Raw genomic sequence first — 12,221 nt, forward strand, 5'->3', positions numbered from 1 at the left:
GGAAACGGAGATGAAGGACCCGGACGGTTTCGATACCGACGTGCTGGTGGTCGGCTCCGGCCCCACCGGCGCCACCACCGCGCTCGCGCTGGCCACCTACGGCGTGCGGGTGCACATGGTGTCCCGCTGGAACTGGCTGGCGGACACGCCGCGCGCCCACATCACCAACCAGCGCGCGATGGAGGTGCTGCGCGACCTCGGCGTGGAGGACGAGGTGCGCAAGTACGCCACGCCGTGGGAGCAGATGGGCGACACGCTGTTCGCCACCAGCCTCGCCGGCGAGGAGATCGCCCGCCTGCGCACCTGGGGCACCGGCGACGAGCGCCACGGCGACTACGTGCAGGGCAGTCCCTGCACGCTGCTCGACGTGATCCAGCCGAAGATGGAGCCCATCCTGCTGAAGAACGCCGCCGAGCGCGGCACCAGCGTGGCCTTCAACACCGAATACCTCGGCCACGAGCAGGACGCCGACGGCGTCACCGCGAGGCTCAGGGACCGCCTGTCCGGGCACGAGTACTCGATGCGCGCCCGCTACCTGGTGGGGGCGGACGGCGCGCGTTCGCAGATCGTCGAGGAACTCGGCCTGCCGCTGGAAGGCGTCATGGCGCGCGCCGGCACCGCCTACGTGATCTTCCGCGCCGACCTCGCCCGCTACGTCGCTCACCGCCCCAGCATCCTGCACTGGATCGCGACCTCGGCCGCCGGTTTCGGCGAGATCGGCATGGGCCTGCTGCGCGCGGTGCGACCGTGGGACGAATGGATCGCCGGCTGGGGCTTCGACATGGCCGACGGCGAACCCGACCTGTCGGACGAAGCCATGCTGGGCAAGATCCGCACCCTGGTCGGCGACCCGCAACTGGAAGTGGAACTGGTGCGCAGCTCGACCTGGTACGTCAACCAGCAGCACGCCACCGCGTATTCCAGGGGCCGCGTGTTCTGCGGCGGCGACGCGGTGCACCGCCATCCGCCGTCGAGCGGCCTGGGCTCCAATACCTGCATGCAGGACGCGTTCAACCTGGCGTGGAAGCTCGCCTACGTGATCAAGGGCCACGCCGGCCCCGGCCTGCTCGACAGCTACGGCGCCGAGCGCGTGCCGGTGGGCCGGCAGATCGTGGCCCGCGCCAACCAGTCGCGGCAGGACTACGCGCCGCTGCACGCATGCCTCCGCGCCGAAGGCGGCAGCGATCCGGTGGCCGCCGGGCTGGCCCGTCTGCGCGCGCCCACGCCCGAGGGCGTGCAGGTCCGCGAGGCGCTGCAGAAGGCGCTGGAGCTGAAGAACACCGAGTTCAACGCGCAGGGCGTGGAGCTGAACCAGCGCTACGAATCCTCCGCGGTGATCCCCGACCCCGCCGCCGGCGAGGAGGTCTGGAAGCGCGACCGCCAGCTCCATCTCCAGGCCACCACGCGGCCGGGCGCGAAGATCCCGCACGCCTGGCTGGTCGACCGGCGCGGGCTGCGCGTGTCGACGCTGGACGTCACCGGCAAGGGCCGGTTCACGCTGCTGACCGGCATCGCCGGCCAGGCTTGGGTACGCGCCACGCAAGCGCTGGATCTGCCCTTCCTGCGCACCGTCGTCACCGGCGAGCGCGGCACCGCCGACCCGTACTGCGCCTGGCAGCGGGTGCGCGAGATCCACGAGGCCGGCGCCCTGCTGGTGCGGCCGGACGGCCATGTCGCATGGCGCCAGGGCGAAGCCGTGTGGGACGACGCCGAGGCGCTGCGCCAGCTCTCCGCCGCCATCGATGCGGTGCTCGACCGCCGCGGCTAGGACGCCCGCTCCGCCCGCGGCGGAGCAGCATCCGGCAACGCTTCGCAAACAGGGTGCGGGGCGTGCCGGGCGGCCAGTGCGACGGCATCGGGGACTGAAGCGCACGCGCGCGGCGCGGACTCGCATATCCAGACCGGCGCGGCAGCGGCCGGGATGCCGGGGCCCGTGATTCAGTCGTCGGCGAAGTTGCGGAAGATCACCTGCAGGGTCTCGGTGAACTTCGTCAGTTGCGATTCCGTCAGGCCCTGGTAGCCCTTCACGAAGATCTTCCTCGTCGCCTGCTGGATGCGGTCGGCGAGTTCCTCGCCCTTCTGCGTGATGTGGACATCGGTGATGCGCGCATCCTCGGCATTGGTCTTCGTCTCGACCAGGCCCTCCTCGCGCATGCGCTGGATGATGCGGGTCAGCGTGGACAGCTTGATGATGGAATGCGTCGCCAGCTCCGACACGCTGACGGTGCCGTGCAGGCGCAGCATCATCAGCACGCGGCGGGTCGGGATGTCGGTGCCGAGCTTCTTCAGTACCCGTTCCATCTCGAGCGCGTAGATGCCATGCACCCGGGCGAGCCAGTAGAACGGGAAATCCTCGTAGCGAAAGGCTTCGCTGTCGGGCAGAAAGCGGCTGATCTTCTTCTTCGCGGGCATGCTGTTGTCGTTCCGTTTCGCGGCGGGATGCTCTCCGGCGGGCCTTTGCGGCGACGCTGCCGGGGAATCACTTTACTTTGCAAGTATATCCCAGCGCCCTGCCGTGCCGGAACCGCATGACGGACGCCTGCCTTCGATCCGCGCCTTGCACCGGATGCGCGTGCCAGTGGTGGATGTCGGCGGACGCGGGCGGATGTGCGCCGGCCCGTCCGGCGGCAGCGTGGCCGGGCGGCACGCGTTTCCCCGCGTTCGCGCCGGCACGATGCCTCAGGCGCATCCCTGCCGCGATGCCGCGCCGGCGGCCGACGGCGCGGCGGGCTCATGCCGGGGGCCGACACGCCGCACCAGGACCCACGCCACCAGCGCCACCGACACGCTCCAGAACGCCATGCCCTCGATCAGCGGCGACGCGGTGCCGTCCATGTGCGCACCCACCCAGCCGCCGGATGCGAACGCCACCGCCATCATGAGGAAGCCCGCCAGCGCGGAGGCGGTGCCGGCCGCCTGCGGGAACGGACCGACCGCCCCGCTCTGCCCGCAGGGCTGGTGGATGCCGTGGCCGAGCATGTAGAGCCAGGCCGGCGCCATCACCGCCCAAGGGTCGTTCACCCCGGCCACCAGCAGCGCGGCCATCAGCCCGCCGCCGCTCAGCGACAGCAGCCCGCCCACCCGTACCGCGCGCGTCACGCCGATGCGCACCAGCAGGCGCCGGCACAGCATCGTGCCGGCGATGTAGCAGGCGGACAGCGACAGCAGCACCATGCCGTAGGCGGTGGAGGAGAAACCGAACAGCCCGATGAAGATGAACGAGGACGAGGCCAGGAAGCAGAACAGGCCGCCGAACGACGAGGTGCACAGCAGGGCGAAGGCCCAGAAGGTGCCGTTGCCGAGGATCTGCCTCGCCGTGCCCGCCAGCACCGCCGGCCGCAGCGCTGCGGGGCGGCGCTCCCGCAGCGTCTCCTCGAAGCGGCGCGCGACCACGAAGAGCGTGGCGCCGCCGAACAGCGCCAGCAGCATCAGCGCCGTGCGCCAGCCGAACAGTTCGGCGACGAGGCCGCCCAGCGGCGGGCTGATGCAGGCGACCACACCCAGCCCCGACAGGCCCTTGCTCATCGCCCGCGCACCTGCCTCGGGTGCGTACAGGTCGCGCACGATCGCCCGCGCGCATACCGTGCCCGCGCCCATGCAGGCGCCCTGCACGGTGCGCCACAGCACCAGCGCCTCGATCGACGCGGCAAGGGTGCTGCCGACGGCGGCCACGGTGTAGCCCGCCAGGCCGGCGAGCAGCACCTTGCGCCGCCCGACCAGGTCCGACACCGGCCCCCACACCAGTTGCGACAGGCCGAAGGCCAGCAGCAGCGCGGTGAGCGTAAGCTGGGCCTGCGCCGGCACGGTGCCGAAGCTCTTGGTCAGCGCCGGCAGGGCCGGCAGGTAGAGGTCGGTGGTGAGCGGCTGCAGGCCGAGCAGCAGCGACAGGATCAGGATGACGAAGGGCGGCGACATGGCGGGCGCATCGGGAGACGGACGATGGCAGCGATTCTATTTGCGCATAGTGAATGGATAAACCCGGGAGCCGTTGATGGTTTGGTTCTCGATTGTTGATAATCGACCCGTTTCGATCGCCTGCACGGACGGCCATGGATACGCTGACCAGCATGAGAGTCTTCGCCGCCGTCGTCGATGGCGGCAGCTTCGCCGCGGCGGCCGAGCGCCTGGGCCTGTCGCGGGCGATGGCGTCCAAGTACATCGCCCACCTGGAGGAACATCTCGGCACCCGCCTGCTGCACCGGACCACGCGCAGGCTGGGCCTGACGGAATCGGGCGCGGCCTATCACGAGCGCTGCACGCAGATCCTCGCCGAGATCGCCGAAGCCGAGGCCAGCGCCGTCAACCTGACGGTGAAGCCGCAGGGCCTGCTGCGCGTGGCGATGCCGGTCTCGTTCAGCGTCCGCCACCTGGGGCCGCTGATTTCGGGCTATCTCGCGAAATACCCGGAGGTGCGCATCGACGCCACGCTCAGCGACCGCCGCGTCGACCTCATTGAGGAAGGCATGGATCTCGCGCTGCGCGCCGGGCCCTCGCCCGAACCCGGGCTCATCGCCCACCGCCTCGCCACCGACCGCGTGGTGTTCTGCGCCTCGCCGGACTACCTGCGACGCCACGGCGTGCCGGCCTCGCCGGCCGATCTGCAGCGGCACAACTGCCTGCTCTACAGCTACTCCTCCTCCGGCAGCGAATGGACCCTGCGCGGCGCCGACGGCGAACAGACGGTGAAGGTGGGCGGCACCGTACGCGCCAACAACGGCGACATGCTGCTGCAACTGGCGGCCGATGGCGTCGGCCTGCTGCGCCAGCCGCGCTTCCTGGTCGGCGACGAGCTGCGCGCCGGGCGGCTGGTGGAGGTGCTGCAGCACTACACGCTCGACCCGATCGGCATCTACGCGGTCTATCCCAGCCGCAAGCACCTGTCGGCGAAGATCCGCACCTTCGTCGACCATCTGGCCGAACATCTGCCCGCCCGGCTCGCCGGCTGAAGGCGGGCCGTCACGCCTTCATCCTGGCCTGGGTCTGGCGCGGCAGTTCGTCGAAGCGCTCCTGGTAGTACTGCGCGAAGCGGCCCGGATGGCCGAAGCCGAAGGCCAGCGCGGTTTCGGTGATGCCGAGGTCGGGCTGCAGCCGCAGCCGCGCATGCACCGCGTCCAGCCGCAGATTGCGCAGCAGGTCCATCGGCGTGACGCCGTGGTGGCGGTGGCAGAGCTGGTTCAGCGTGCGCACGCTGGTGCCGGCCGCGCGGGCGAGGTCTTCGAGCGTGATCGGCGCGCACAGGCGCGCTTCCATGTATTCCATCAGCGCCGCCATGCGCGCGTCGCCGGCATCGCGCAGCGGCGCCGTGCCCGCGTCGTCAACCGGCGTCGCGCCGCCGGGGCCCGTCGCGGCCTGCTCCGTGGCAGGAAGGCCGTCAGGCTGGTGCGAGAGCATGAAGAGGGCGAGATTGCGTTCGAAGTGGTCGAGCCACGCCCGGTTCATGCCCTCGCCGCCCGGCTCGCCGGACATCGCCGTCATGTTCAGCAGCGACTGCAGCAGCAGGCCCCACTGCACGCCGTGTGTGCGCGCGAACATGAAGCCCGGCGCGAGGCCGAGCGGCTGGTCTTCCTCGCCGGCGGCGGCCTCCCGCATCAATGCGTGCGGCACTTTCACGATCAGTTGCTCGGTGCCCGGATACCAGCGCAGCAGCAGGCGCCGCCGCGGCGCCAGCACGGCCGTCCTGCCTTCGGCCAGTTCGATGCGGTTGCCGTCCGCCTCGATCTCGGCGGCGCCGAGCAGCGAGGTGTGCACCAGCGCGAAGTCGTCGAACGGACGCGGCGTCACTTCGACCTCGGCGCCGTACCGCAGCAGGTAGACCTGCAGGCGGTTCGCCTGGCCCTTGTACATCGCGACGTCGGGCCGCCCCCGCTTCCAGCGCAGCACATGGTCGATCAGTTCGCGCGCGACGTATTCGTGCGCCTCCACGCGCTCGTCGGAACGGAAGAGGCAGTTTCCATACAGCGGGGCAAGGACGCTGGGCTTGGCGGACATGGGCCTCCATCGATCGGCCGGCGGGCTCGTGCGGGCGGCGGAGCACCGGCGGCACGAGATGAGCGTTCCGTTTGATGTTCATCAAACACCAAGCATCGTATTCGTGCAAGGAAGTGGCCTTCCCCGCCACCGCCGGCTGCCGTTTCCGGACGAATCCGCGCCCGCCCACCGCCGTTTCCGGATAGTCCGGCCGGCGGCGCGCTTCTAGACTGAACGGTTCCCCCGACAGCAACAGGCCCGCAGCGCCGTCGCCTGGGTGCTGCGCAACATCGGCCGCCACGGCGGCGACCCGCGCCGGTGGCCTGCCGGAAGCGGACTTCATTGCCTGTTCCGGGCGCAAATTTCGGATATACGGAAATTTCTCGATATTTCTAGAATTCGACCCGGATCAATGCCGCACCATCCCCCGATCCGAAGGGTATGGACGCGAACACGCAGGTCCTGCGGAATCCGGACCAGAACAAAAGCATTGATTCACCTCGACACCGCACCCCGGCTCCCGGCCTCGTGCCGGGCGCGAAAGGGGACGGCAACCCGGCAAGGTTCGCCGATGAGACAGGAGACAGATCAATGAGCCACACCATCGCGCTGGATTTCGAAGACGGCGTGACCCGCTTCATCAAGTGCAGCGGCAGCGAATCCGTCGTCGATGCCGCCTACCGCCAGGGCATCAACATTCCCATGGATTGCCGCGAGGGCGCCTGTGCCGCGTGCAAGTGCCGCGTCGAATCGGGCAGCTATGCGCTCGGCGAATACATCGAAGACGCGCTGAGCGGGGACGAGGCGGCGCAGGGCTACGCCCTGGCCTGTCAGATGCGGCCGACGTCCGACTGCGTCGTGCGCATTCCCGCCGACTCCTCGGTGTGCAAGACGCGCCAGGAAAGCTACACCGCGCAGATCAGGGAGGTGCGCCGGCTGTCGGACAACACCTTCTCGCTCGTCCTGCAGGGCGACGCGCTGCAGAAGCTGCTCTTCCTGCCCGGCCAGTACGCCAACCTGCAGGTGCCCGGCGACGGCGCGCACCACCGCGCCTATTCGTTCAGCTCGATGGACCCCGGCGGCGACACGGTCTCGTTCCTGATCCGCAACGTCCCCGACGGGCTGATGAGCGGCTACCTGGCCGAACGCGCGCGGCCGGGCGAGGCGATGACCCTCACCGGCCCCTTCGGCAGCTTCTACCTGCGCCCCGTCCAGCGCCCGGTGCTGATGCTCGCCGGCGGCACCGGCCTGGCGCCGTTCCTGGCGATGCTCGACAGGATCGCCGCGGCCGGCGGCAACCCGCACCCGATCCACCTGATCTACGGCGTCAACACCGACGGCGACGTGGTCGAGACCGCGCGCCTGGACGCCTTCACGCGCCTGATCCCGAACTTCAGCTACGCCGTCTGCGTGGTCGACGAGAACAGCGGCCACCCGCGCAAGGGCTACGTCATGCAGCACATCGAGCCCGCCCGCCTCAACGGCGGCGAGGTCGACATCTACCTGTGCGGACCGCCGCCGATGGTCGAAGCGGTGGCCCGGCACCTGCGCGAGATCGGCGTCGAGTCGGCCTCGTTCCACTACGAGAAGTTCGCCGCCAGCACCGCCTGAGCGGCCCCGGGCCCACCGGCCGCGGCAGGGCGGCTCCCGCCCGCGATCGCCCCGCCCGCCCCGTGCGCGGGCGGCGGCCGGCATTGCCCACGATTCTGCAGACAACAACCCAAAAAGGAGGAGACATCCCATGCGTCAGATCGATGTACACAAGCTGGCGGACGACGCCCGCTTCAACGGATTCCACGGCCTCGTGCTGCTGTGGTGCGCGCTCATCATCGTCTTCGACGGCTACGACCTGGCGGTGGCCGGCATCGCGCTGCCGTCCATCATGAAGGAGATGGGCGTCGATGCGACCAGCGCCGGCTACAGCCTGGGCTCGGCGCTGACCTTCGTGCTGGTGCTCAACGCCGGCGCCATCGCCGGCGCGGTGGGCGGCGGCTGGCTGGCCGATCGCTTCCACATCAAGCACGTGCTGGTGGGCATGTACCTGCTGGCGGCGGCGTCGATCACGCTGCTCGGCTACAAGCTGCCGACCGGGATGCTGTACCTGGTGGTCGCGCTGGCCGGGGCCTCGACCATCGGCACGCAGATCGTGACCTGCGCCTATTGCGGCCAGTTCTACCCGATGGCGGTGCGCTCCACCGGCCTGGGCTTCATGCTCGGCATCGGCCGCGCCGGCGCCATCCTCGCGCCCATCGTCATCGGCACGCTGGTCGGCATGGCGCTGCCGCTGCAGCAGAACTTCGTCGCCATCGCCATCCCGGCGGTGATCGCGGCGGCCGCGTTGACGCTGATCGACCACCGCCGCTCGGCCTCGGCGCATCACGAGGACGTCAGCGCCGAGGTGCCCGACGCGGCGCCGGAGCGTGCGCTGGCGGCCGGCACTTCCAGCCGCTGAGCGGAGATCCACGCGGGAGCGCCGCCGCCGGAGCGCCCCGCCTTCCCGTCCATCGCGCTTTCCCCGGGATCGCGCGATGGACTTTTTTTCTCCCGCATTCCCGCCCGGCCATGCCCTTAGCGCGGCGGGGCGGAGCCGATACACTGCAGACCTCCCGCGAACCGGAAGACTTGGGATGGACAACCTGCTCTACTGGGTCGGCCTCGCCGCCGTGGCGGTCAATGCGCTGACCGGCGTGCTCGATGCCGGGCGCAAGAACATGGACATCATCGGCGTCGTCATGGTGGGCGGCGCCACCGCGCTGGGCGGCGGCACGGTGCGCGACATCCTGCTCGACCGCACGGTGTTCTGGATCAACGACCAGACCTACCTGGTGGCCGCCCTGGCCACCACGGTGGCCACCTTCTTCGCGGTGCGCGGCCTGCGGCTCCCGGCGCGCCTGTTCCTGATCCCGGACGCGGTCGGCCTGGCCCTCTTCACCGTCGTCGGCACGCAGATCGCGCTCGAATGGCAGGCGCCCTGGCTGGCGGCGAGCCTGCTTGGCGTCATCACCGGCGTGGTCGGCGGCGTGCTGCGCGACGTGCTGTGCAACGACGTCCCGCTGGTCTTCGTGCGCAGCGAACTCTATGCCTCGGCGGCCTGGGCCGGCGCGCTGTCGCTGGTCGGGCTGCAGCGGCTCGGCGTGCCGCCGGTGCTCGCCGCCTGGTGCGCGATGGCGCTGATCTTCGCCGTGCGCCTGCTCGCCATCGTCTTCCGCATCACGCTGCCGACCTACGCCGAGCGCAAGTAGGAGCGGCGCCGGCCAGCCAGATGCCGTGCGGCCGGCCCGCGCGCTTCAGTCGAGCCGGATGTTGGCGCGCCGGATCAGGCTTTCATACTCGCGCGAGCGCTGCTCGGCGTTGCGGCGGATCTCCTCGGCCGACCAGGTCAGCGGCTCGTAGGCGAAGCCGCGCAGCTTCTCGCGCACCTCGGGTTCGGCGAGCACCTGCTGCACGTCGCGGTGGATGCGTTCGCGCACCGCCCCGGGTACGCCCCGGGGCGCGACGATGACCGCGCACGACTCGACGGTGACGCCGGCCGGGCCGCCCGCCTCGGCGATGGTCGGCACGTTGGGAAACAGGTCGATCCGCCTGGGCGCGGCCACCGCGAGGTAGCGGATGCCGCCTTCGCGATACGCCTCGAGGCTGGACGGAATGCTGGCGAAACTCCACGACACGTGGCCCTTGGCCACCGCGTTGTAGAGCTGGCCGACGTCCTGGAACGGCAGGTGGGCGGTCTTCACGCCGGCGCTCAGTTCCAGCAGTTCGCCACCCAGGTGCCCCGCGCTGCCGACGCCCCAGGAACCATAGGTGATCTCGTCCGGCGTCCTGGCGGAGGCCGAGATCAGGTCGTTCACGCTGGTCCACGGCGACTTGCTCGACACCGCCAGCATGAAGGGCGTCTTCAGCAGCGCGGTGACCGGATCGAAGACGGTCAGCGCGTTGAAGTTGCGCTTCGGGTAGAGGTGCTGCAGCGCGGTCAGGTGCTCGCATTCCAGCTCCAGCAGGGCGTGGCCGTCGGCCGCCTCGCGGCGGGCGGCGCCGATGGCGAGGAAGCCCGCACCGCCCGGCCGGTTCTCCACCCTCACCTTCTGCTTCCACGACTTCTCCAGCTTGCCGCCCATGAAGCGCAGCAGGACGTCCGGTCCGCTGCCCGGTGCCGATACGGTGTAGATCGTGACCGGCCGCGACGGGAAGTCGGCGGCCTGCGCCGCCGTGCCGGCCAGCGCCGATGCCAGCGCCAGGCCGCACAGGGCGCGGAAGGGGTTGGAGGAACGGGATTCGGATATGCGGCTCATGGGATGCTCCTGACGCGATCCACGATGGAAGATCAAAAAAATCCGTCCGAGGCGCCAGCCTCGGACGGACCGAAGACGGTGGGCAGGCAAGAAACAGGAAAGACCGCCCACCGGAGGAGAGATGAAGGCGCGGCGGTCCGCGCCGCCGGCGCGACCCGGCCGGCCAGTGGTGCGAAGCCCGGTGCGCGGCGTCCCGCCGTGCCTGCCATCGCCGGCTTCAGACGGTCTCCGGCGCCGGCTCGGCCGGTTCTTCGCCGGGGCATTCCGCCGCCTGCCGGGAACGCCGCGCAAGCAGCCTGCCGGCCGCCACCACGAGGACGGCGCCGAGCGCCGAGGCGAGGTATTTCGCGTACGGCACCGCCGCGAACAGGTCGGGCGGCAGGGCCGGATCGCCGACGATCATGCCGCCGCCGATCCAGCCGAGCAGCGCGCCGCCGCCGGTGATGACCATCGGGAAGCGGTCCATCATCTTCAGCACGAACTGGCTGCCCCACACGACGATGGGGATGGACACGAGGATGCCGAACACCACCAGCGCGAGGCTGCCATTGGCCGCGCCGGCGACGGCGATGACGTTGTCCAGGCTCATCACCGCGTCGGCGACGACGATGGTCTTGATGGCGCCGGCCAGCGTGGCCGGCGCGGCGACCTCGCCATGCCCGCCGTCCTCGGGCTGCAGCAGCTTGATGCCGATCCAGAACAGCAGCAGCGCGCCCGCCACCTTCAGCCAAGGCACCGCCAGCAGTTGCAGCGCGAAGAAGATCAGCACCACGCGCAACCCGATGGCGCCGGCAACGCCCCACAGGATGCCCTGCCTGCGCTTGTCGGGCGGCAGCCGGCGGCAGGCCAGCGCGATGACCACCGCGTTGTCGCCGCCGAGCAGGATGTCGATGAGGATGATCTGCAGCAGCGCGACGAGGAAACTCGCCGAGAATATGTCGACCATGATGTGAATCCGTCCGTCGTTGTCGTGCGGGGCGGGCGCTCAGCCCACGGCCGCGGTGAGTTCGGGCACCACCTGGAACAGATCGCCCACCAGGCCGTAGTCGGCCACCTGGAAGATCGGTGCCTCCGGGTCCTTGTTGATCGCCACGATCACCTTGCTGTCCTTCATCCCAGCCAGGTGCTGGATCGCCCCCGAGATGCCCACCGCGATGTAGAGCTGCGGCGCCACGATCTTGCCCGTCTGCCCCACCTGGTAGTCGTTGGGCACGTAGCCCGCATCCACCGCCGCGCGGCTGGCGCCCAGCGCCGCACCCAGCCTGTCGGCCAGCGGTTCGAGCAGCGCGTGGTAGTTCTCGCTGCTGCCCACCCCGCGCCCGCCCGACACGATGATCTTCGCCGCGCCCAGCTCGGGACGCGCGCTCTTCGTGATCTCGCGCCCCACGAACTGCGCCAGCCCCAGGTCGGCGCCCGCCGCCACCGCCTCGATCGGCGCCGCTCCGCCGTCCCCGCTCACCGCCTCGAACGCGGTCGTGCGCACCGTCACGACCTTCACCGCATCGGCGCTCTGCACCGTGGCGAGCGCGTTGCCCGCGTAGATCGGCCGCACGAAGGTGTCGGCCGATTCCACCCCGACGACGTCCGAGATCTGCGCCACGTCCAGCAGCGCCGCCACCCGCGGCAGCACGTTCTTGCCCGACGACGTGGCCGGCGCCAGCACGTGGCTGTAGCCGCCCGCCAGCCCCTTCACCAGTTCGGCCACGTTCTCCGCCGCCTGCGCCTCGTAGTGCGGCGCATCGGCCACCCGCACCCTGGCCACGCCGGCGATCTTCGCCGCCGCCCCGGCCACCGCGCCGCAGCCCGAACCGGCCACCAGCACGTGGATCTCGCCGCCGATCTTCGCCGCCGCGCCCACCGTGTTCAGCGTCGCCGCCTTGAGCGACTGATTGTCATGTTCCGCAATCACCAGGAGCATTGCGCCCTCCGCTGGGCCGTCCCGAGGAGGGGGCACGCCCCCTTGGG

Annotated in this window: 11 protein-coding genes; 5 read left to right on the forward strand and 6 right to left on the reverse strand. The window is 70.5% G+C overall.

Translation table 11 applies throughout. The annotated features are described in order from the left end of the window. Positions 1-10 precede the first annotated feature (10 nt). Positions 11-1,768 (forward strand): FAD-dependent oxidoreductase, encoded by a 1,758-nt coding sequence (locus CCZ27_RS15525; protein ID WP_096449624.1) that lies wholly within the window; start codon positions 11-13, stop codon positions 1,766-1,768. Positions 1,769-1,938: 170 nt separating this feature from the next. Here the strand turns inward: CCZ27_RS15525 and CCZ27_RS15530 are convergent, their stop codons facing one another. Together CCZ27_RS15530 and CCZ27_RS15535 are read right to left on the reverse strand one after the other, a co-directional pair. Beyond that, positions 1,939-2,412 (reverse strand): MarR family winged helix-turn-helix transcriptional regulator, encoded by a 474-nt coding sequence (locus CCZ27_RS15530; RefSeq protein WP_096449626.1) that lies wholly within the window; start codon positions 2,410-2,412, stop codon positions 1,939-1,941. 267 nt (positions 2,413-2,679) lie between these two features. Then, complete coding sequence (locus CCZ27_RS15535; protein WP_096449628.1) at positions 2,680-3,915, reverse strand: multidrug effflux MFS transporter; 1,236 nt, start codon at positions 3,913-3,915, stop codon at positions 2,680-2,682. Between the two features lie 152 nt (positions 3,916-4,067). Between CCZ27_RS15535 and CCZ27_RS15540 the strand changes: the two genes are divergently transcribed. Continuing rightward, positions 4,068-4,946 carry a LysR family transcriptional regulator gene (locus tag CCZ27_RS15540; protein ID WP_096452658.1) on the forward strand — a complete coding sequence of 293 codons (879 nt, stop codon included), beginning with the start codon at positions 4,068-4,070 and terminating at the stop codon, positions 4,944-4,946. Positions 4,947-4,956: 10 nt separating this feature from the next. Here CCZ27_RS15540 and CCZ27_RS15545 read toward each other — a convergent pair whose 3' ends face one another. After that, a complete protein-coding gene (locus CCZ27_RS15545; protein ID WP_096449630.1) occupies positions 4,957-5,988 on the reverse strand; it encodes an AraC family transcriptional regulator in 1,032 nt (343 codons plus the stop codon). A gap of 570 nt (positions 5,989-6,558) precedes the next feature. Here CCZ27_RS15545 and benC point away from each other — a divergent pair. From benC to CCZ27_RS15560, 3 genes are all read left to right on the forward strand, one after another. Next, positions 6,559-7,578 carry a benzoate 1,2-dioxygenase electron transfer component BenC gene (gene benC / locus CCZ27_RS15550; RefSeq protein WP_096449632.1) on the forward strand — a complete coding sequence of 340 codons (1,020 nt, stop codon included), beginning with the start codon at positions 6,559-6,561 and terminating at the stop codon, positions 7,576-7,578. Positions 7,579-7,708: 130 nt separating this feature from the next. Then, a complete protein-coding gene (locus tag CCZ27_RS15555) occupies positions 7,709-8,419 on the forward strand; it encodes an MFS transporter (protein WP_096449634.1) in 711 nt (236 codons plus the stop codon). Between the two features lie 175 nt (positions 8,420-8,594). Next, a complete protein-coding gene (locus tag CCZ27_RS15560) occupies positions 8,595-9,209 on the forward strand; it encodes a trimeric intracellular cation channel family protein (RefSeq protein WP_096449636.1) in 615 nt (204 codons plus the stop codon). 45 nt (positions 9,210-9,254) lie between these two features. On the opposite strand, the gene CCZ27_RS15565 is transcribed toward CCZ27_RS15560, so the two are convergent. From CCZ27_RS15565 to CCZ27_RS15575, 3 genes are all read right to left on the reverse strand, one after another. Beyond that, the gene (locus CCZ27_RS15565; RefSeq protein ID WP_096449638.1) at positions 9,255-10,256 is read right to left on the reverse strand and encodes a Bug family tripartite tricarboxylate transporter substrate binding protein; all 1,002 of its coding nucleotides are present in this window, start codon (positions 10,254-10,256) and stop codon (positions 9,255-9,257) included. A 217-nt stretch (positions 10,257-10,473) separates the two neighbouring features. Further along, on the reverse strand, positions 10,474-11,202 hold the full coding sequence (locus tag CCZ27_RS15570) for a TerC family protein (RefSeq protein ID WP_198363141.1): 729 nt from the start codon (positions 11,200-11,202) through the stop codon (positions 10,474-10,476). 39 nt (positions 11,203-11,241) lie between these two features. After that, the gene (locus CCZ27_RS15575) at positions 11,242-12,174 is read right to left on the reverse strand and encodes an electron transfer flavoprotein subunit alpha/FixB family protein (protein ID WP_096449642.1); all 933 of its coding nucleotides are present in this window, start codon (positions 12,172-12,174) and stop codon (positions 11,242-11,244) included. Positions 12,175-12,221 lie beyond the last annotated feature (47 nt).

It is taken from the genome of Thauera sp. K11, from assembly GCF_002354895.1.
GTDB classification, from domain to species: Bacteria; Pseudomonadota; Gammaproteobacteria; order Burkholderiales; family Rhodocyclaceae; genus Thauera; species Thauera sinica.